We start from the raw sequence: 20,928 nt of genomic DNA, 5'->3' as shown, positions 1-20,928 counted from the left end.
AGTTATAGTTTTTTATACACGGTACTTAATTTTAAAGCAACGGTGTCGTTAAAATATGTGGTGTTTTTCACCTTTACCAAATCATCTTCTGTAATTGTAATGTCAAGTTCCAAACGCAATTCCGGATTTGTTTCCGGATTTATTAAGGCCATGAATTTGACATTGGTCAGTGTTTGTATCATCAAGGAACTTTTGGAGATTGATTCTGTAAGTTCTTTAATAATCTGAATCATGCAAACGCCCGGCATAATTGGGTTTCCTGGAAAATGACCTTTAAAAACCTCATGATTGGCATTAACTAATATACGAATATTATATTTAGCATCCCCTGTTTTTTCTTCTGAAAGAACTTTATAAAAGTCTTTTAAAACCATATTTTTTTATTTTACTTTAAAAGTGTAACTAATACCGATCTGGAAAACCTGATTTAAGATAAGATCATTATAGTAATAATTATCATCATTATATTCAATTCCGTCGTACCCGTAAATGTCTATTAAACCTTGTTTAAACCTTGCCTCAAAAGTTAATCCGTTTGGTAAGGTGTACCCTAACCCGGCAACGATAGAAAAATCAAAATCGATTGGATCAAAGCCATATTGACCAAAATTATCACTTGTTTTAAAATCAGCTGAAGGTCCGGCTAAAATATGAAAACCTTTTCCGCCAAAGTTAAATTTAGCCACGACGCCAAGTGACAAATAATCTAATTCATATTTTGCCGGTGTTCCAAAGTTTGGGTTTTGATCATCAAAATATCGTCCTTCCGATCCTTGTTTTGAATACGTCAATTCAGGCTGAAGTGTAAAATACTTGTTGAATTTTATATCGACTAATCCACCAACATAAAAATCTGATTTCAAACCATTATCATCGATATTGGTCAGACTGGAAAGATTTAAACCTCCTCGCAATCCCGGACTTACGGTTACTTGCGCTTGTGTTGTTACAATTCCAATAAATAAAACAAAAGCAATTACGGTTAATTTTCTCATTTTTGGTTTGATTTAAGTTTATGGTTAGTTTAAATTTTTATTCTGATTTAAAATAATTCAACTCAATTTTCAACTTAATATTCTGATGAAGAATCTCAATCTTCTCGGCAAAAATATTGTTTTCTGAACTAAATGTTAGTGTAAATTTTTCTTTTGTTTTTGAAGCATGGACGACTTTCTCTAATTTAGGATCCTTTTTTGAGATAAAAAGATAGTTGTCGCGTTTTCCATCTTTCGATTTATAGATGTTATCTGAATCATTTTCAAACTGTTCCTGAATCAGATATTCTTTTTTTAGAAGCAATCTAAAATCTTCTTTTAAAGTATTGATCAGAATTTTTCTGTCTAACTCTGAAACAATCGAATTGACTTTGAAACTGTGGTCAGAAATTTCAAAATCTAACAATTTGTTACCAAATTCTGTGGTGAAAACAATACGATGTACAGTATCATTTATTTTTTTAGCAATGAAAATTCCGCTGATTTCATTTCCATAAACTGTAATGTTTGTTTTGTAAACATAATCTGTTTTTGAATCTGAGAAATAGGGAACCTCATAAGACGTTTTGTCTAATTTTTTAGGAGTATAATTTTTTGTGACCGAGCCACAAGAAACTAAAACAATCGCCAGAAAGCAATTAATTAGTAAAAACTGAATCGTCGATTTTTGCATTGATTACTTTATTTTTAAGTACAATTCTGGTATAATCTTCAGATGATTCTAATAGTTTTACCTGAACAACGGTTGCTTCTTCTTTATCAAAAGTCAGTTCGATTTGCTTGATGTATTTTTTCAGCGTAGCATCTTTCGGAACAAATTTTGCCAGATTCTGACCTTTTAATTTAAAATACGAAATCGTAAATGCTGCATCATCAAACATATTTCCGCTCACGCTTCCCACGATTAACTTATTGATGCGACCAAAGATTTTGCTGTTTCCAATATCAACGGCGCTTTTTTTGCCTTCGTCGTTAATAAGGATTTTTCCGTTCTTGAAAACGATACTATAATTGTATGGTTTCTTATATTGCCATTGCAACAAACCAGGTTCTTTAAAAATCATTTTCCCTGAAGTTTCAATGTCTTTCGATAAAAAATCCAAATGTTTGTATTGTACGAAATCAGTACTTAAAGTTTTGATTTTTTTGGAAACTAAATTTACATCTTGTTTGAAAGTTGCAATTTCAGCATCCGTCATTTTTTGTTCCTGAGCAAACAAATTGCCTGAAATAAATAGAATTAGTAGTGCTATTTTAGTTTTCATAGATTGTTAAAAGTTGTTTAGAAAGACCTAAGAGGTTTTTAAAACCTGTTAGGTCTGACCGAATGAATTCCTGTTTTATGAGTGTTCAATTTCATAAGCTTTAAGATTCAAAAGCTCTTCAGTCGAAATCACTTTATAATTGTTTTGCTGTAAAAATTGCAAAAACTGTTCCAATACCAAAACCGAGTGTGACGCCGTGTCATGCAAAAGTACGATTCCGCCGGGAGAAACACGTTTTATAATACGATTGAAAATCAATTCCTGATTTTTTGTTCCGCCATCGAGCGATCGAATATTCCAGCCAATTACGTTATGACCGGTTTTTTCTAAAGCTCTTCTGATCGAAGGCGTTGTAACTCCGTAAGGCGGACGAAAGAAGTTTATTTTTCTGGAGGTGTATTTTTCTAAAAGAAGATCTGTTTTCTCAATTTCTTCTTTGATTGTTGCAGCATTATAAAAATCAAAAAAAGGAGAATGACTGTAGGAATGATTGCCAACCAAATGTCCGTCAGCAATAATTTGTTTTAGGATTTCAGGATGGGCTTCAATATTTTTCCCGATACAAAAGAAAGTTGCTTTTACGTCATGTTTTTTCAATAATTCTAAAACCTCCAATGTAAAAATGCTTGGCCCGTCATCAAAAGTAATGGCGATTTTTTTTTCTGTTTCAGATGGATTATTGCAGAAAGCTTTTACATGATAATTGGATGAAATCCGGGCAGAGCCAAAAGCGTTTATTCCCAGCCAAATCAAAACAATTGCGATAAACCATACCCAGCTAATTGCTGTATAAAAGTTCACAAGAACGAGTAAAAGCAATAAAAAGAGAAAGAATAACGAAATGTTTTTATGCGTTATCATTTTGAGATCAAAGTAAAACTATGATTTTTTCCATTCAGTTGATTGTACAATAAAATAGTATTATAAGCTGGTTTTTCAACCGAATTTACTCTTATGATTTCAGGAATTTCCTGAGTTTTTATAATTTTAGAAGCCATCCATAAAGCAAAAGCCGAAGCCGTATCGTACTCGCCGCTCAAATGTTTGTAATACAAAACAGGTGTTGCTGCGAAAGCATTTTCGGCAAGATTTCTATAGTAATTTTCGAAATCAACGTTTCCGTCAAATCCTAAAACTAAAGCATCAACATCAGAAATTTCTAAATTACTGGATTTCAAAAAGGCTTTAATTTCAGCTTCGATTTCGTTTTCTTCCAGCGTATTTACAATAGCAATATCCAGAACTTCTGCGTATGTAGTTTCTTTTCTTTTATTTTCCAGAACAAAAAAACTGGCACCTTCACCATAAACTGCTCCGGGTGTTGTAGAATTTAAAAGATCATAAGGCGCTGAATTATCGGCTTTGATGCGTCCGTTTAATTTGAAAAGGGCAGTAGTATAATCGCCATTTTCATCCACTCCGCCAATTAAAACCGACTGAACTTCGTCTTCTTCGATTTGCATTTTAGCATCTAAAAGAGCCGATTCAAAAGAAACAGCACCATTTACATACGTAAAATTATATCCTTTACATTGCTGCAACAAAGCAATTTGCGCACCAACGGTATTATGGGTAGATTGAATAAAAGAAGTTGGCGTTAAGAATTCTTCATTATTATCGAGAATACTTTTGAGGAATTTTTCAGAATCTTCGATACATCCTAAACCGGTTCCGGTAATGATAGCGTCAACTTTTTCAACATTGGCATCTTTCATGGCCAATGCCGAAGCAACGATTCCGTTCTTTACTCCTTTTGCCATTCTTCTGCTTGCTGCAGGAGAAATATAATCTTTGTAAACCGGGGGAATGATCGCGAATACATTTTGATTATGATTGACAACGGCTTCTTCTAAAAAAACAGTATCAAATGTTTTTTGAGTCGAAATACAGCCTACTCCATTTATATATGTTTTTTTCATGCGAAGATTAAATTTTTTTTAAGGAATATGGTATTATCGTTTTTAAATTTAAATTGTCATTGGAATCATGACAATTTAAATTTAGCTTTTTGAAAATATAAGAGTGGAACAGTTTCCTCCAAAACCAAAAGAATTGGATAAAACGTGTTCGATATTTTTATTTTTTGCAGTAGTCTGCGGTTGCAAATCAAATTCTTCCATCGGGTTTTCGAAATTCAAATTGGGGTAAACCACATTATTCTGAATCGCCAAAACGCTATAAACAGCTTCAATTGCTGCAGCAGCTGCTAAAGTATGTCCGGTAAAAGGTTTTGTAGAACTAAAATCAGGGACTTTTTCGTCCTGATAAATTCTCTTTAAAGCTCTTCCTTCAGATAAATCATTGTTGGGAGTTGCCGTTCCGTGTACGTTGATGTAGTCGATTTCAGAAGGCTTTAAACCAGCAACTTCAAACGCTTTTTTCATGGCTAAATAAGCGCCATCACCATTTTCTGAAGAAGCAGTCTGGTGAAAAGCATCATTTGCATTTCCGTAACCCGAAACACGGGCCAGGACTTTTTTATTTTGTTTCGCTACAATTTCATCTGATTCTAAAACCAAATATGCTGCGGCTTCACCCAGGTTTAATCCTTTACGTTCGTTGTCAAAAGGTTTGTTGAAATCGTCTGATAAAATCATCAAAGTCTTAAATCCGTTGATGGTGAATTTTGCCAAACCATCGGCTCCGCCAACAATTACACGATCTAATTTTCCGGTTTTAATCAATCGGGCACCCAGCATAATTGAGTTTGCCGCCGATGAACAAGCGGTACTAATCGTGGTAACCATTCCTTTTAAACCCAGTTCTTCGGAAATTTTTTCAGCAACATCACCACCATCATGGCAGGTAATATATTTTACCAGCTCAGGATGTTTGAAATAATCGTAATAATGTCTTTCGGTCATGTCCATTCCGCCTACACTCGTAGCCGAAATAAGTCCTGTCCTGAATTCGTTTATCGATGTAATTCCGGCATTTTCAACAGCTTGTTTGGCTGCTAATGTACCGATCATTGCTGTTCGCGAAAAGTTATTATCTTCAGTAAGGTTCAATTCGTTGACCAATTCTTCGTTGGTTTTTTTAATTTCTCCCACCTTAATAACACCCGCATGAACGGTCGAAATATTTGTGATACGGGAAATGCCAATTTTATTTTCGATTAACGAAATATAATTTTCTTCGACTGAATTTCCAATCGAAGAGATAATTCCCATTCCCGTTATTGCAACACCTTTCATTTTAGACTTGCTTAGATTTTTAGATTCTTGGATTTTTAGACTTACTTAGATTATTAGACATTAGACTTCTTAGATTTTGTAACTTTTGGATTTAGACAGTTTTTATCTAAGGTGTCTAAAAATCTAAGCCAGTCTAAGCAGTCTTATTTCGTTCTGTTTGCCTGAATATAAGCTGCCATAGTTTCGATCGACTGGAAAATAGTTTTTCCTTCTTTTGGGTCTACTAATTTAATTCCGTAATCTTTATCTAAAATCACAATTAATTCAAGCGCATCAATGGAGTCTAAACCTAAACCATCTCCAAACAAAGGATCGTTATCAGCAATATCTTCGATTGCGATATCTTCAAGATTTAAGGTAGTAATGATTTTGTTTTTTAATTCTTTTTTTAATGCTTCCATGATTATTTATTATATAATGTTTTGATATTTTCGTTTGTATATTTTTCGTTTTTCTCTTTACTAATCGTGCAAAGAAACGCTTTATAATTGTCATTAAAAAATTCTACCCAACCACAAAGAACCTTATCTGCTTTATTCGTATTCAGAAGAATATCCGAGTAATTCGACATAAATTCAGTGTTAAAGGTGTCAAATATAAAGAAAGAATTTTCACTTTTCAGCTGATGACGGATACTTATTTCGCCCAAACAAATATTTGGCAGCGTATAAACAAAAACTGCCGGACTCGGAAAATAGTTTTCTTTGTCTGAAATCGATTCCTGATACTTAACGTCAGTATCTAAACTCGACGATTTATTGGCCAAAACCAAAGCAATATTGTTTTCCTGCTCAGCCGAAGTTATCGGACTCAAAAGCAATTCAGATCCTAAAAAAGCCAGTTTGCTCAAAGCATCCATTTTGAAAAATTTCGGGTATTGAATGTTAAAATTGCGATAAGCTTGTTTTGAGAAATCAGTAAAATCTGTTGGATCAATTTTGAATATGGAGGTTCCGTTCAAAACGATTTCGTTGTTTTGGATGGTGATGTAATCGTGTATATATGTTTTGTTTTGAGTCATTTTTTTTTGTTTTAACAGAGATTTTTAATATCCCTCTTTAAACTTATTTGTGAAAAAAGAACAGGTGTATTTAATTTATCTTGTCTTATCATGGTCAAATAAATAGAGTTTCCTCTTAAAAGAAAAATTCTACTTATTTTATAATTTGGATTAAAATTGTATGCCATTTCAGTATTATAAATTATTATATTGTTTAAATTTTTATACTTTTCAAAACCTTTTTTCTCACAATACTCATTAATTAATAATTTGTTTTCTTCGGCATTGTATTTACTTATAATTTTTGTGAGTCTTTTTTCTGTTGCTTTTTTATAAAAAGAATATGCAAAAAAAATGCTTAAAATAAAAACTAAATAATATTCAAATCCGGTTTTTGAATGGTCACGATATGGATCAAAATAAATTAAAAAAGGGCTTATAAAACCAGAACAACAAAATGAATAAAAAACGAATGACCCAAATTTATCTAACCAACTTTCAGAATAAACCAATTTATTGTGTTCAATACTTTTTCTAACGTTTAAGTTTTTTAAACTTCTCATTTTAAATCTATTTTGTTTAAAAATTTAATTTAAGAAACCCAAGTATGAATGACTTTCTTAATTTTCCATTTCATTTTATCTTTTGAAAAACCACAGCCGTATTACAACCTCCAAACCCGGAAGCTGTTTTCAAAAAATAATCAATAGTAGCCTCTTCGTTTTTCTCAATAACATGTATAGATTCACTAACACCCATTTCATCAAAACCTTTGGATTCAAAAAGTATATTTTGGTTTACTGATTCAATTGCGATTACCGTTTCCAACAATCCCGAAGCGCCTAATGTATGACCGTAAAAACCTTTTAAACTATTTATGGGTACGTTTTGTAAACCCAAACGATTTAAGGCAATCGCTTCCATTTCGTCGTTGAATGGAGTTGCAGTTCCGTGTGCTGAAATAAAATCAAGTTTGTTGGAATCTATTTGAGCTTCTTTCAAAGCATTCTGAATACTTCTGAACAAACCTTCACCTGTTCTTGATGGCCCCGAAATATGGTTGGCATCGTTTATCGAACTGTCTCCAATTACTTTTATCTTAGCGGTTGCCGGATTCGTTGAAATTAAAACAGCAGCCGTTGCTTCGCCTAAACTTACACCGGTTCTGTTTTTAGAATACGGTTTACAAGGCAAATCGCTCATGGCCTGAAAAGAATTAAATCCGGATAAAACAAATTCAGAAACTTCGTCTCCGGCTACAACAAAAACGTTATCATACAACTCAGACTGAATCATTCTTTTCGCCACCGAAACGGCTAAAATTCCGGAAACACAAGCATTCGAAACGACAATAGGCTGTGTTTTGAATCCGAAGAAATCAGCAACATTTTGCGCTAAAACATCTAAATGTGCATTATTGAAACGTTCTTTAGAATCTTCTTTTAATGCCGTAACATTTCCTTTTGTGGTCGAAAGTATAAAGGCAGTTTTCGAATTTAATTCGATTTGGGAATTTTTGATAATCGGCTCTAAGGCCAGAATCATCATTTTCTCTAAACGGGAATATTTTGTATCAGTGCTGATTTTTTCAAATGCACTGTTTATTTTTTCATTACTAATAATTGAAGCATAAAATGACGCTGGCATCAAAGCAATATCGTTATGAAATTGAATACCGGAATCTCCACGGAGAATAGCCTCGACGTTTGATGGAACATCGAATCCTAAAGGGGTGATACAATTGGTTTGGGTGATATATACTTCTCTTATCATTTTATGACTCTTAATTTCTCCTGAAAGTTTTTCAAAACCTTGTAGGCATATTTCTTTTTAACACAGAGATACATAGTTTCGTTTACTTGAAAGGCATTTCATTTGCTTAAATAAACATAGCTATGTGTAAAATCTAGATTTTATTTAATTCTTTTATTCACTTTTAAATTCTATGATTCTATGTGTTTAATTTTTTTGCACGCAGATTTTACAATTTTATAAATTTTAATTCGTGAAAATCCTGTTTGTCTTTTATTTTAATAATCCCACTTTTCGTTTCCATTCTTCGTAGAAAGGAGGATTCGTTAACATTAAATTTCCGTCGCCGTCTAAAAATACCTGAACGGTTTCTCCGGTGCAGGCTACTTCGCCTTTTGCATCTATTATTCTAAAACGATAAATCATTTTGGCAGCTGGTGTATCGACAACCGTTGTTTCTATGGTTACGACATCACCGTAGCGCAAAGACAATTTATGCTCGCATTTCGATTTTACGATCGGCGTTGTATAACCGGTGTTGCCAATATCTAAATAAGTAAGTCCGTGTTGACGGCCAAAGGCTTCACGTCCATCTTCAAAATAAGTAATATAATTGCCATGCCAAACGATTCCAAGCGGATCAGTTTCGTTAAAACGAATTCTGATTTCGTGAGAAACAGTTAGTTCAGTGGCTTCGTTATACTGTTCTTTTCTTTTTGTCATAAAATAAGGCAATGGATGTTGTGATAATAAAGAACAAAAATAACAAACTTATTTTTGGGATGATTTCCAGGAAAGAAACGTTGCGTAATAATACATCGTAAAAAGCTTCTAATCCCCAATTCATGGGTGACGATTTCGCGATATACTGCATAAGGGTTGGCATGGCAAAAACTGGTACCCAAACCCCTCCAACAGCAGCGAGAATCAATACGCTTGTGGCGCCAAAAGGTGCTGATTGTTCTTGTGTATTGGCTACGGTTCCTAATAAAATTCCGAAACCAATCGCAGCAAAACCAGAAAACAAAGCCACAACACTCATTAAAAATAAATGTCCTTCGATATTTAAAGAAGGTAACCCAATATGCGGAAATAAAAATACCGCCACGGCCACCATCATATAAAACTGAATCATACAAATGGCCGAATAGGTGATCGTTTTACCCATAATCACCACTAAATTAGAAACCGGATTGGTCAACAGTCGAACGAATGTCCCTTGTGATTTTTCTTTGACAATATTAATAGACAACGGAATCACGATAAAAAATATTGCAAAAAGTGTCCAGGCCGGAACGTTGTGCTGTACCGAATTGGGACGTACTTCTTTATTGTTGATTTTCGGGATTATTTCTTTGAAAGTAATGAAACTCTTTTGATCGAATTCGACAGTTCCTTCTCCTAATTGATTTTGAAAAGTGGTGTAAATGGATTTGGTTTCGATTTGAGAAATCATCTTATCAATCGAACTCATTACGGCATTTTTGAAACTCATCTGAACCGCAGGATCAAAATACAGTTTCACTTCTTTTTCTGTAATTACTTTAGGTTTCTCTGTTTGTGCGGTACTATCCGTTTCGGTTAAGCCCATTTTGCTCACAATGTTCTGGACATTTTGATCAATTTTGGTTTGTAAATCGACACTTAGATTTTTCGGGATTATAATCGCCAACTGGAATTTACCTTTATAAACGGCTTCTTTGGCTACTTCTTCGGTAATTTTTTTATTGTCGATTTGCGTGACAACGCTAAACAAATTGCTTTTTTCCAGATTATCAAAAACCGTTTTAGATACAGAACCGTTGTCATTATCGACTAATAAAATCGGAATTTTATTGTCGCTTATGGTTTTAAAAGTACTGTCCTGAATTAAAGTTACCGTGATTACAAGTACCAACGGCATAATAAACAGAATAATCAATCCGCCTAAATCTCGTTTAAGCAGCAGAAATTCTTTTACGACCGACATCCAAATTTTATTGACCATCTCTAAAATCTTTACCGGTTAATGAAATAAAAACTTCTTCAAGATTTCGTGCTTCATCTGTTGCATCAATCAAGCTTGATGGTGTTCCCTGGGCGTAAATTCTGCCTCGGTCCAGAATGGCAATATTGGTACAGAAATCTTCGGCTTCAGCCAAATGATGGGAGGTATATATAATTGTAGTTCCGTTTTGGTTTAAAACTTTCAAATAATCTATAATGGCATTTTTAGATTGTACATCAACGCCTACGGTGGGTTCATCTAAAAATAAAACTTTAGGATTGTGCAAAATTCCGGCAATCAAATTGACTCTTCGTTTCATTCCGCCTGAAAAAGTTTCGATGCGTTTGTCGGCAAATTTTAATAACCCCAAAAGATCTAAAGTTTCAATCACTTTGTCTTTTAAGTATGAACCTTTCAATCCGTACATACTTCCAAAATAATGTAGATTTTCTCTTGCGGTTAAAGTAGGATATAGGGCATATTCCTGAGGAACAACGCCTATGATTTTTTTGATTTTTGAAGAATGATTCGTGTAGTTCAGCTCATCAATCGTAAAATGTCCTGAGGTTGGTTTTATCAATCCGCAAAGCATAGAGATTAAGGTTGTTTTTCCGGCACCATTTGGACCCAATAATCCAAAAATCTGACCTTCGTTGATATCCAGCGAAACGTCGTTCAAAGAATACTGGTCTGCATCTTTGTACTTTTTCGAAAGGGATTCTATTTTTATAATGGGTTTCAAAATATATTTAGCTAATCGCTTTTTTTAGTTTTTTGAAAAAGATTTCTTCTCTGTTGGCAATGCTCAAAAGTTCATCAGCAATGGCATTGTAGGCATCTTCTTTGGCGCTTCGGTTTTTATAAATTCGGGAAGCTTCAACAGCAAAATCGCGCCATGAATCTCCAATTTGGGTCATTTCTTTCGAAAGTACTTTTAATTCTTCGTTATTCAAAATAACCGAAGCTTCCTGTAAAAAAGCAGCATAAATAAATCTAAATCCTCCGCCTCCGGTTCCTATTTCTTCCTGCATACGCACCATTTGTGCCAGGTAATGATTGGCTTTTTTGGTACCGTGTTTTAAAGGCCATTTTCTAATTTGTCTGGATACGAATTTTATGCCGCGTACCCCAACAATAGGTACTGGGGCTAACATATCGCGACAGGTATTTTTGATTCCTTTGATGATTGCACTTTTCAAATCTACGTTTTTTGGAATCTGAATTGGATAATACATTTGTCCTCTTGGGGCAAAAGCGCCTTTGGCAAAACGTACTTTATCTAATTCGTCATGTGTTAAAGTCGTAACAGTTTCCATAACAGGATCGCTGACCAAATAATCGGTTTCCGTTTTTCCATAAACGACTAAATTGTGCGCGTTAAAATGAAAACGATATTCATCAGGAAAATAACTCAAATGATAGACTCCAACTTGTAATCCGGTTGGGATATTATTTTTTAAATTTTCGTCTAATGCTTTGTTTGCATTTGCTGTAGAAGAAAATTTTTGTCTTTTTATTTTTAGATTTAAACGATTGGCCAGTTTATTAAAAATTTGCCCAGGCAAAGTTCTATAGCTAATTGCAGGCGCGTGATTTACTTTTATAAAAGGCAAATACACAAAAAAAAGTCCAGAGCCAATACCAAAAACCATCGGTTCGCTAATGTTCAGTCCGTTGTTTTTTAACAAATTCGAAGCTACGCCATTCTCGCAATGGGCAGATTGATGATGTGTAAAATTAATTTGCATTACTCGGTTTTAATATTTTTTAATTCAGTTACCGATATCTCAAAAGCATCGGCATATTTTTTAAGGATTGAATCGCTTAATTTGGCAAAAACGGTGGGTTTAAAATGCCTTTTTACACGCCATTTCCACATGCCCACATAACTGGATAAAATAGTAAGATCCATTTTATTGACTTCCATATAATAACAAATAGGGCTTACTTCTCCAATTTCGACCTGCATTTTTGCTTCGGCAATTCTTTCTTTTATTTCGTCTATTGAATTGGATAGTGCAATGGTTTTGGGTTCCCATCCTGTACTTAAAGTAGTCGTGTAATCGCCATTTTCATCAGTAGCATACAAAAGCTCTTTAACGTTGTTTTTTGTTAAGTTGCTTTTGTCTTGTGGTACTTTTTCTTTTTCCATATCATTATTAATTTATTAGATATATAAAGGCTAATGCAATACATAAACTAATTATTAAAAACCCCAGATTTGTGAAGGCTAAATTTTGTTTTTTCTTCACAAATAAATAAATCATTTCTATCAGTAGTCCTAAATAAAACATTTGAGCTGCTAAAAATGCCATAATAAACATTCCTAAACCTCCATCAACATGTCTGTGTCCGTTTTCATCACAATTTTTATGAGGATCAAAGGTAAGATACCAAAGTAAGAAAACGGATCCAATCAGGAGTACTAAAGTGCCAATCCGGATTAATACATGCAGGATGATCTTTTTAGTATTCATCTACACGGGAACTATTGTCTTTTGAATGAATAAATTAATTTCACATTCTAAAAGTAATTTATGTCCCCATATACTTTCGCATTTCATTGTACACAACGTATAATCGTCGCCTGTAAATTTTGAAACCAACGTTGCTTTGGTAATAATCGTATCACCCACTTTTGGGAGCAAATGTATTTTAAGGTTTTTTATCGCACTGATAAAACCTAATACATTTACGTTTTCATTTTCTGTTCCGTCTTCGTCAAAAAAATACTTTTTACCTACAATAGCAGAACAGGTTTGCGCTGTGTTTTCGATTAAGCCTGCTTCGATAAAAACGTTATTGTCAATAAAAACATTGTCTTTTTTTATCTCGAAGATAGTTTCTACAAAATTAGCATCTATATCTAAAATCAAATCCACCATAAGCATGGGCGCCCGGTGCGGTAAATAATTTTGTATATCAACTCCGGTTTTCATTGCTGTTATCATTTCGCTAAAACAGTTTTCATTTGTCCTTTGGCAATTTCTTCATTGTTCAAAGTCGTTACAATATCCACCAGTGTAATTCCTGCAAATTCCTGTAAAATAGTTACCGTTGATTGAATTGTATCATTAATTTCCGGCAACTTTTTAATCGCAATTTCTTTGATGGAACCTATATATCCTGTTGGGGCTATTTCGTTTTTCAGGAAAAACTGGTAACCTGTATGCAAAGCCACAGATTGTGCCATATGTTCGATTAAACCTGCTTCTAAAAAAGTATTATTATCGAAAAATATGTTATCGTTTTGAATTTTAAAACCTGAAACCAATGAGGTTTCAGTAAACGAATACATTTTATCTACCATAACAAAAGGAAACTTTTGTGGTAATAAATTTTCGACAGCTTCTTTTTCTAAAAGTAAAGTCGTTTCCATTTAGCAAACGGTTAAATAAGCATAAGCAAATGAAAATCTTCCACTTTCAGGAACTGATAGAAGGATATGATCTCCCTTTTTTAAATTTCCTGAATTCATCAATTCTTCCAAAGCTAAATAAATAGAGGCAGAACCTACATTTCCTACTCTTGAAAGGTTCATGAACCATTTTTCATCCGCCATTCCGATTCCTTTTTCAGCTAATCCTTTTTTTAGTCCTTCCACAAAAAAGTTAGAAGAAACATGAGGAATAAAATAATCGACCTGATCTGATGTTATTTTATTTTTATCCATGGCATCTTTCATACTTTCAGCTCCTTTAGAAAGTATAAATTCATCCAGTAATTTTACATCTTGTTTAATGGCAAAAACAGATTCATTTAGCCATTGTTCCGGAGGGTATTCGCTCCAGGCTTTAATTTCTCCATTCTCTAATTTATCACCACCGGCATACATACAGGTTTCTAGTTCGTACGCATACGAAAAAGCTTCCATCCATTCTATCTTCAGGGAAATAGGCCCTTTTGGTTTGTTTTCTAATAAAAACGCTCCTGCGCCATCTGATAACATCCAACGTAAAAAATCTTTTTTGAAGGCTATAATAGGTTGTTCTTCAAGGCTTTTTAAATTTGCGGCTTCATGGTTGTACATTTGTGCATTTAACCAGGTAGAAACTTTTTCTGATCCTGTGCAAATAGCATTTTTTGAATTTCCTGATCGTACGGAAAGGAAACCAAATTTTAACGAATTCATTCCGGCGCAACAAACTCCGGTTGATGAATTTAATTCTACCGATTTATTTTTTAATAGCCCATGAACCATTGCAGCATGCGAAGGCAGGAAAATATCAGGTGTTGAGGTCCCGCATGAAAGTACTTCAAGATCTTGTGCCGTAAAGTTTTCATCAAACAATTGTACAACAGCATTTCGGGTTAGCTCAGCATTGTTATGTGTGCTCTTTCCCGTTTTATCTATGGCGTAATAACGACTTGTAATTTTATTATTGCGCAAAATAATGCGTCGTGCTTTAGAAGCAGCATCATTAATGAGGCCTAAATAGTTCTCCATTTCTTCGTTAGAAACAGCTTCATTTGGCAAATACTTTGCGGCTTTGGTAATATATACTTCAAACATAATCTAATTTCGTCTTCTAAACTCCCTGATAATATTGAGTTTCTTTTTTTATGGTTTTTAACTTAAATGGGTAGGTAATAAGGTGCAATATATATACTATTGGTGAGATTAACCATATTGCAAGGAATAAATAAACATTAAATACTTTAAGAAGCTGTTTTCTGTTTTTTTGATGTTTATAAATCAGATTTGACCATTTATTGAAAATTTTATTCGCGGTTTTATCTACAGTAACTAAATACGGGCTGATTTTTACGGCACCAATTTCCAGTAATTTTGGCTGTAAATCTTCTAATTTACCTTCGTTTAATGCGGAAACAATGACATTTCCAAATTTATCTGATTCCTGAATGTCCTGATCCGAAACTCCCGGCAAAGGGAAAATTCCCAGATATTTTTTCTTCACTCCGGAGAACATCCATTCTACAATTGTGATTACGCTTACTAAATTTCCAACACGATCTACTAAAGCGATATTTCCTGTTAATTTTGCATTGGCTTCTTTTAGCAATATTTTGATTTTTTCCTGCGCCATAATCCACATATTACGGGAACCGCTTATGGTGACAACAGGGGTATTGTTCAATAGTTTTTTGGCATCTTCACTTTTTAGAAATGAATTGATTGGAATCGATGGTGACAAATACCACACCTGATAATGAAATAATACCAAATCGAATTTTGTATTTAGAATTTCTTCAGGAACTGGTTTTAATCCGGTTGGAATTTGAAGAAAAGATTCCGGAAAGGCGTCAAAAAAAGAATTCTTGTCCCATGGAAAAGGAAAAGGCCTCTCTAATTGTATTTCGTGAAACGTTACATTTATCTCTTCTGAATTCAGGAAAGGCTTTGCAATATTTCGTGCAATCTCTTCTAATTGTCCTGATTGGGAATAATAAATAACAAGAACATTTTTCATTTGGTTTGATGACTTTGGTGGTTGCGCAAAAATAAGTATTTTTTTTAAACGAATTTCCTTATTTTATCTGTTCGTTTGGTATGTACCCAATCTGGCCAGGTGGATGAATCTTCGGCATCATAAATTCTAATTTTTTGGGTTTCATCTTCAAGTAACAAATCATCGGATTTGCAGCCTAAAATTGCAGCAGCAGCTTCAACTCCTGAATATGTCGCCCCGGCAACGCCATGCGATAAGGTACAGGCGCCGCAAAGAAATAGGTTTTCGATTTCGGTTTTGTTCTTATACGAGAAAGGCCCCACCTGATTTAATGTTTTTTCGGTTCCGTAAACATTGCCTTTTGTCGAATTGATATAGAATTCATTGGTTTTGGGTGTTCCTAATTCTGCCTGAATAATATGTTGTTTCGCATTCGGGATTATTTTTTCGACATTGTTCATCAGTTTATTGATGATTTTTTCTTTAAATATTTTATACGCTGCATTGTGATAATCGTCTAAACCATTAAAATCTTTCAGATGATCATAATTCACATACGTTACAATTTCAAAATTATGATAACGCCCGTTAAAACTTGCCGGATCTTTGAGTGTAGTACAACTGATAAATACCGAAGGAAATGAATCTCCTGAATCGATGGTATCGCTCATTAAATGTTCAAAGTTGGCATCGTCATTTTCATCTTTCATCATCCAGAAATTTCCGGAATCGATATTATATAGGGTAACATCAATATCTAATGTTAAAAATAAAATTAAAGACGTAACCGAATATTTCGTTTTATCGAGTTTCTTCAAAAGCGATTTGCTGAGATGTTCTTTATCTATTAAATTTAAATAGGTTATCGAAGGATCTGCATTCGAAACGATATTTTTGGCTCGTATTTCTTCGCCATTTTCAAGCTGAATGCCAATCGCTTTTTTGTTTTCGATAATGATTTTACGAACGTTTTGTTTTACACGTATTTCTCCGTTATGTCTTTTTACACCGTTTGTCATGGCTTTTACAATTCCGCCACCACCGCCCATGGGATAAAATCCGCCATCAAAATAATGACTCATCACAGAACAATGTACAGGAAAGCAAGCCCGGGCCGGCGGAAGTCCGTGATCGCCACACTGAATATTCAGAACCGCTTTTAGTTTAGGATCTTTAACATGCCAGCCAATTACTTTTTTTAAAGGAAATAAGGCAAACTTGCCAAAATGTTTGGTTCGAAACGGAACGGTTATATTTTGCCAGAATCCTTTTAATTTCGGGATTAACTGCAATTCATAACTTACTTTTTGGACCAGTGAAAGATATTCGTGTATGTTTTTTTCTTCGTGAGGAAAATGGGTTGAAAGGGTTTTCTTGAGATTCTCAGCTCCGGCGGGTAAATCGAAAGTATCATCTCCAATTAAACAATGTTCATAGGCATTTTTGTTCATTCGAAAAAAAACCATGTCATTGGCAATTCCTAAACCTCTGTACAATTCGTTGGTAGATTGTCCTTCTTCTAATTGTCCTACATAATGTACACCGGGACTAAAACGCTGTCCTTGCAAAGTAAAACTATGACTCCAGCCGCCGGGAACATAATGCTGTTCGAGTACCAAAACTTTTTGTCCTGCTCTTGCGAGACAAATTGCAGTTGATAATCCGCCCACCCCGGAACCAATAATAATAGTGTCAAATTCCTGCATCTTTTACTTTAAGAATTGTAAGGTATAAAAGAACGATTTTTAATTAAATAATTTTTACGTCTTGCCGTAAATCATGAAAATCTTAAAACACATAGTCCTGAAACTTCGGGATAGATTTTATACCAGAAAAGGAAATAAGCAAAACTTATTTCTTTCAGATGGCTGTTTATGTGTGTTTTAAATAAATGAAACGTCTTTTTTTAAGTAACAAATTTATGTTTCTATGTCTTTAAAAAAAAATTACCCAAAGAGTGATTTTATTTTAACTGATTCCAAAAATCAAAGTAGTTGAACCATTGCAAAGGGTATTTTGCCAGCATCGATTCTACATTTTCGATATAGGCTTTCAATAATCCTTTTTCGTCACGGTGTTTGACTATAGCCTCACGTGCATACAAGTGATAATGCAGGTTTGGTTCTTTCATTACATACACAAAAACTACAGGGACTTTTAATCTTGAAGCGATTAAAAATGGGCCCGCAGGAAAGTTTGCCTGTTCTCCAAGGATGTTTTCAGAAAGCGATTTGGTACCTTCAAAATAACGATCGCCGGTAAAACAAACCAGTTCGTTTTTAGAAAGTGCCGCATTGATCTCAAAAATATGAGACAAATCTTCTCTGATAATGATAAATTTAACGGTAGGTTTTTGGGTAACGCTTTCCAGATAATTCTTAATAGCAGAATGTTCCAGATCTGTAGTAACCAGATTAATTTGAAAATCAATGTCGATATCGCCCAAAAAATGTTCTGCAATTTCAAAATTTCCAATATGTGCACTGATTAAAACGCCTCCTTTTTTCTCTGCCAAAAGATTTTTCAGGATCTCAATTCCGTCAAATTCATAGGTGAATTTATTTCGCATTCCTGCCGAAATGGAAATTTTATCAATAATGGTTTGCCCAAAAGTGTAATAACTTTTGAAGACCATTGTTTTAGATTTGAACCAGGAATACTTCAGCCTTTCCTTAAAATAATAAGAAATGGCTTTATTGCTTTTCTTTAGAAATAAAAAATAGTAAGAAGCAACAAAATAAAGTAAAATATAAGCAGCTTTAACACCCGCTTTTTTAATTAAAAAAACGAATATTCTATACCCTAAAACAGTTCCTTTTGATTTGCCATCCCATTTGCTCATTAAGCAGTTTTGGCTTTTAATTTGTTTTCAATAAGATCATAAAAGCTTTGAAAAGAAGCAATTCCTACGAAATCTACTTCAACCAGCTTAACACCAAAGTTAGCTTCAATTGAAACTACTAAATCAACATAGTCCAAACTATCTAACCCAAGTGTGTCTTTTAAATTAGCATCTGGTTCAATATCATCATTATCTACTTCAAACTCCTCAACTAAAAAACCATTAATTCTTGCTATAATCTCTTCTTTATTCATCGTTTAATTTAAACTTTTTAACCACCAACGCAGAGTTGGTTCCTCCGAATCCGAAGGAATTGGACAAAAATATGTCAAATTTTTTGTTTAAAGTAGTTTTGACCAAATTTAATTTGGCTGCATCTTCGTCCGGATGGTCTAAATTGATGTTTGGAGCGATGAAATCGTTCTGCATCATTAAGATAGAGTAAATTACTTCACTTGCTCCTGCCATCCAACATTCATGTCCTGTCATTGATTTTGTGGAACTTACATAAGGATTTTTCTCACCAAAAACTTCAAAGATGGCTTTGGCTTCATTACCGTCTCCTACAGGAGTTGAGGTTGCATGAGCATTTATATACTCAATATCGGTTGCTTTTAGTTGTGCATCATCAAGTGCCCGTTGCATGGCTATAGACGGACCTTCGACATTAGGAGTTGAGATATGTCCTCCGTTTGACGAGAATCCGTAACCCACAACTTCGGCAATAATATTGGCACCTCTGGCAATGGCAGATTCGTAACTTTCAAGGATTAAAGTGGCACCGCCGCCACTTGGGATTAGTCCGTCGCGATCTTTGTCAAACGGGCGGGAAGCTTTTTCCGGTTCACTTTCTCTGTTCGAAAAAACGCCTAAACCATCAAAACTGCTCATGGCATATTTGTTGATTTCCTGCGCTCCTCCGGTAATAATAATATCCTGAAAACCACTTTTGATTAAAAAATAAGCCAACCCGATCGAGTGTGAACCACTGGCACAGGCTGCACTTATGGTAAGATTGATGCCGCGGAGTTTAAAAATTGTTGATAAATTCATGGTTACCGTAGAATTCATCGATTTAAAAATCGCTCCGGAACCTATCAAAGCCGTGTCTTTTTTCTCTCGGACAATATCTGTTGCGTCAATAATAGCTTTTGAGACGCTATCGTTTCCGTACATGATGCCCACCTCGCGATTGTCGAAAAAAGCATCGTCTATATTGGCATTTTTCAAAGCTTCGATGGTGGCCATGTAAGCATATTCGGTTTCTTCACCAATGCTCATACGTTGTCTTCGGGTCAATAAGTTTTTCAAATCGGCTTTTGGAACCATTCCTGTTAAGGCAGATTGAAAACCAAATTCTTTTCTTTCAGCATCAAACTCAATACCGGATTTCCCGTTGTATAAAGATTCTTTTACTTCATCTAAAGAAGTTCCGATACAAGAATAAATTCCCATTCCAGTAATTACAACTCTCTTATTCATCGTCTTTCTAAGTAATTTTTTATCCGTTACTGTAATTTTTTTTTAACACATAGAAACGTAGCTTTTGTAAATTCAAAAAATTTTGTTTCACTTATTTGAAATACACATAGCGATCTATGTGAGAGAAATGTATCTCTTTTTTAAACTCTTTTTACACTTAGCATTCTATGTTTGTATGTGTTTATTTGAATTTTAAAATTACACGGTATGGTTATTTTTAAGAATATATTCCTCCGTTTATATTGATAATTTCTCCTGTAATATAGCTTGATTTTTTCGAAATTAAAAAATTTACTAAATCTGCTACTTCTTCAGCTTCGCCAAAACGATTTACGGGAATTAGTTTTAGTAATTCTTTTTCGTCTAACTGGCTGGTCATATCGGTTTTGATAAAACCGGGAGCAACAGCATTTACAGTAATATTTCGTTTGGCGACTTCCTGTGCGAGGGCTTTTGTTGCCGCAACAATTGCGCCTTTTGCAGCCGAGTAATTGGTTTGTCCTGCTGTTCCTTTTACTCCGGAAACAGAAACGACATTTACAATTCGGCCATATTTATTGCGCAACATTTTCTGAATGAAAAATTGTGTTACATTAAAAAATCCGTTTACACTTGTGTTCATTACTCCGTTCCAGTCTTGGGGAGTCATCCACATAAAAAGACCATCTTTTGTGATTCCGGCATTGTTTACAATCGCTTCTACAATTGCTTCAGGATTGGCTTCCTGCCATTTTACTAAAGTGTTTTGTACTTCATCAAAATTAGAAACATCAAAACCTAAAATTTCTCCTGTTGCACCTAATTTTTGTACTTCCTGAAGTGTTTCTTCGGCAGCAGTTTTATTGGAATGATAATTAATCAGAATATGATAACCAGATTCAACGGCTAATTTTTTACAAATAGCACTTCCAATTCCTCTTGAACCGCCTGTTACTAATACACATTTCATTTATGTTGGTTTTATTTCTTTATAGTTTATAAATGCTGTTGCCTTGGG

At 34.3% G+C, this 20,928-nt stretch carries 26 protein-coding genes; all 26 read right to left on the bottom strand.

What is annotated here, in order from left to right; all coding sequences use genetic code 11:
- Positions 1-2: 2 nt before the first annotated feature.
- A complete protein-coding gene (locus tag ACHRWY_RS09900; protein ID WP_395354219.1) occupies positions 3-374 on the bottom strand; it encodes a 3-hydroxyacyl-ACP dehydratase in 372 nt (123 codons plus the stop codon).
- A 6-nt stretch (positions 375-380) separates the two neighbouring features.
- On the bottom strand, positions 381-995 hold the full coding sequence (locus tag ACHRWY_RS09895) for a porin family protein (RefSeq protein ID WP_395354217.1): 615 nt from the start codon (positions 993-995) through the stop codon (positions 381-383).
- A 37-nt stretch (positions 996-1,032) separates the two neighbouring features.
- Positions 1,033-1,668: a hypothetical protein gene (locus tag ACHRWY_RS09890; RefSeq protein WP_395354215.1), complete on the bottom strand. Its 636-nt coding sequence runs from the start codon at positions 1,666-1,668 to the stop codon at positions 1,033-1,035.
- Entirely contained in the window at positions 1,634-2,260 is a 627-nt protein-coding gene (locus ACHRWY_RS09885) for an outer membrane lipoprotein carrier protein LolA (protein ID WP_395354213.1), read from the bottom strand. The genes ACHRWY_RS09890 and ACHRWY_RS09885 overlap by 35 nt, the downstream gene beginning before the upstream one ends.
- Positions 2,261-2,335: 75 nt before the next feature.
- Positions 2,336-3,121 carry a polysaccharide deacetylase family protein gene (locus ACHRWY_RS09880; protein ID WP_395354211.1) on the bottom strand — a complete coding sequence of 262 codons (786 nt, stop codon included), beginning with the start codon at positions 3,119-3,121 and terminating at the stop codon, positions 2,336-2,338.
- Positions 3,118-4,179: a beta-ketoacyl synthase N-terminal-like domain-containing protein gene (locus ACHRWY_RS09875; protein WP_395354209.1), complete on the bottom strand. Its 1,062-nt coding sequence runs from the start codon at positions 4,177-4,179 to the stop codon at positions 3,118-3,120. The genes ACHRWY_RS09880 and ACHRWY_RS09875 overlap by 4 nt, the downstream gene beginning before the upstream one ends.
- Before the next feature lie 81 nt (positions 4,180-4,260).
- A complete protein-coding gene (locus ACHRWY_RS09870; RefSeq protein ID WP_395354208.1) occupies positions 4,261-5,457 on the bottom strand; it encodes a beta-ketoacyl-[acyl-carrier-protein] synthase family protein in 1,197 nt (398 codons plus the stop codon).
- 143 nt (positions 5,458-5,600) lie between these two features.
- Entirely contained in the window at positions 5,601-5,858 is a 258-nt protein-coding gene (locus ACHRWY_RS09865) for a phosphopantetheine-binding protein (protein ID WP_395354207.1), read from the bottom strand.
- A gap of 2 nt (positions 5,859-5,860) precedes the next feature.
- Positions 5,861-6,478: a 3-oxoacyl-ACP synthase gene (locus ACHRWY_RS09860; protein ID WP_395354206.1), complete on the bottom strand. Its 618-nt coding sequence runs from the start codon at positions 6,476-6,478 to the stop codon at positions 5,861-5,863.
- An 11-nt stretch (positions 6,479-6,489) separates the two neighbouring features.
- The gene (locus tag ACHRWY_RS09855) at positions 6,490-7,020 is read right to left on the bottom strand and encodes a hypothetical protein (RefSeq protein ID WP_395354205.1); all 531 of its coding nucleotides are present in this window, start codon (positions 7,018-7,020) and stop codon (positions 6,490-6,492) included.
- A 70-nt stretch (positions 7,021-7,090) separates the two neighbouring features.
- Positions 7,091-8,230, bottom strand: a complete 1,140-nt coding sequence (locus ACHRWY_RS09850) for a beta-ketoacyl-[acyl-carrier-protein] synthase family protein (protein WP_395354203.1) — start codon at positions 8,228-8,230, stop codon at positions 7,091-7,093.
- A 252-nt stretch (positions 8,231-8,482) separates the two neighbouring features.
- Positions 8,483-8,932, bottom strand: coding sequence for a thioesterase family protein (locus ACHRWY_RS09845; protein ID WP_065451727.1), 450 nt, complete (start codon positions 8,930-8,932; stop codon positions 8,483-8,485).
- The gene (locus ACHRWY_RS09840; RefSeq protein WP_395354201.1) at positions 8,907-10,196 is read right to left on the bottom strand and encodes an ABC transporter permease; all 1,290 of its coding nucleotides are present in this window, start codon (positions 10,194-10,196) and stop codon (positions 8,907-8,909) included. Before ACHRWY_RS09840 ends, ACHRWY_RS09845 begins: the two co-directional genes overlap by 26 nt.
- Positions 10,186-10,938 carry an ABC transporter ATP-binding protein gene (locus tag ACHRWY_RS09835; protein ID WP_395354199.1) on the bottom strand — a complete coding sequence of 251 codons (753 nt, stop codon included), beginning with the start codon at positions 10,936-10,938 and terminating at the stop codon, positions 10,186-10,188. The genes ACHRWY_RS09840 and ACHRWY_RS09835 overlap by 11 nt, the downstream gene beginning before the upstream one ends.
- Positions 10,939-10,945: 7 nt before the next feature.
- A complete protein-coding gene (locus ACHRWY_RS09830) occupies positions 10,946-11,944 on the bottom strand; it encodes a BtrH N-terminal domain-containing protein (RefSeq protein ID WP_395354198.1) in 999 nt (332 codons plus the stop codon).
- Positions 11,944-12,348 (bottom strand): hypothetical protein, encoded by a 405-nt coding sequence (locus ACHRWY_RS09825; protein ID WP_395354196.1) that lies wholly within the window; start codon positions 12,346-12,348, stop codon positions 11,944-11,946. Before ACHRWY_RS09825 ends, ACHRWY_RS09830 begins: the two co-directional genes overlap by 1 nt.
- 7 nt (positions 12,349-12,355) lie before the next feature.
- A complete protein-coding gene (locus ACHRWY_RS09820) occupies positions 12,356-12,673 on the bottom strand; it encodes a hypothetical protein (protein ID WP_395354194.1) in 318 nt (105 codons plus the stop codon).
- Positions 12,674-13,135 carry an ABC transporter permease gene (locus ACHRWY_RS09815; protein ID WP_395354617.1) on the bottom strand — a complete coding sequence of 154 codons (462 nt, stop codon included), beginning with the start codon at positions 13,133-13,135 and terminating at the stop codon, positions 12,674-12,676.
- An 8-nt stretch (positions 13,136-13,143) separates the two neighbouring features.
- Positions 13,144-13,575: a hypothetical protein gene (locus tag ACHRWY_RS09810; protein ID WP_395354193.1), complete on the bottom strand. Its 432-nt coding sequence runs from the start codon at positions 13,573-13,575 to the stop codon at positions 13,144-13,146.
- Positions 13,576-14,709, bottom strand: coding sequence for a beta-ketoacyl-ACP synthase III (locus ACHRWY_RS09805; protein ID WP_395354191.1), 1,134 nt, complete (start codon positions 14,707-14,709; stop codon positions 13,576-13,578).
- Between the two features lie 16 nt (positions 14,710-14,725).
- Positions 14,726-15,628 (bottom strand): dialkylrecorsinol condensing enzyme DarA, encoded by a 903-nt coding sequence (locus tag ACHRWY_RS09800; protein ID WP_395354189.1) that lies wholly within the window; start codon positions 15,626-15,628, stop codon positions 14,726-14,728.
- 44 nt (positions 15,629-15,672) lie between these two features.
- Positions 15,673-17,313, bottom strand: coding sequence for a phytoene desaturase family protein (locus ACHRWY_RS09795; protein WP_395354187.1), 1,641 nt, complete (start codon positions 17,311-17,313; stop codon positions 15,673-15,675).
- 257 nt (positions 17,314-17,570) lie between these two features.
- Positions 17,571-18,449, bottom strand: coding sequence for a lipid A biosynthesis acyltransferase (locus ACHRWY_RS09790; protein WP_395354186.1), 879 nt, complete (start codon positions 18,447-18,449; stop codon positions 17,571-17,573).
- Positions 18,449-18,703 carry an acyl carrier protein gene (locus ACHRWY_RS09785; protein WP_395354184.1) on the bottom strand — a complete coding sequence of 85 codons (255 nt, stop codon included), beginning with the start codon at positions 18,701-18,703 and terminating at the stop codon, positions 18,449-18,451. Before ACHRWY_RS09785 ends, ACHRWY_RS09790 begins: the two co-directional genes overlap by 1 nt.
- Positions 18,696-19,931: a beta-ketoacyl-[acyl-carrier-protein] synthase family protein gene (locus tag ACHRWY_RS09780; protein WP_395354183.1), complete on the bottom strand. Its 1,236-nt coding sequence runs from the start codon at positions 19,929-19,931 to the stop codon at positions 18,696-18,698. Before ACHRWY_RS09780 ends, ACHRWY_RS09785 begins: the two co-directional genes overlap by 8 nt.
- A gap of 217 nt (positions 19,932-20,148) precedes the next feature.
- Entirely contained in the window at positions 20,149-20,880 is a 732-nt protein-coding gene (gene fabG, locus ACHRWY_RS09775; RefSeq protein WP_395354181.1) for a 3-oxoacyl-ACP reductase FabG, read from the bottom strand.
- Positions 20,881-20,928 lie beyond the last annotated feature (48 nt).

It is taken from the genome of Flavobacterium sp. FlaQc-48 (assembly GCF_044007335.1).
GTDB lineage: Bacteria > Bacteroidota > Bacteroidia > Flavobacteriales > Flavobacteriaceae > Flavobacterium.
The sequence above is the reverse complement of the archived record's forward strand: the minus strand, read 5'-3'. Positions and strand labels throughout refer to the sequence as shown.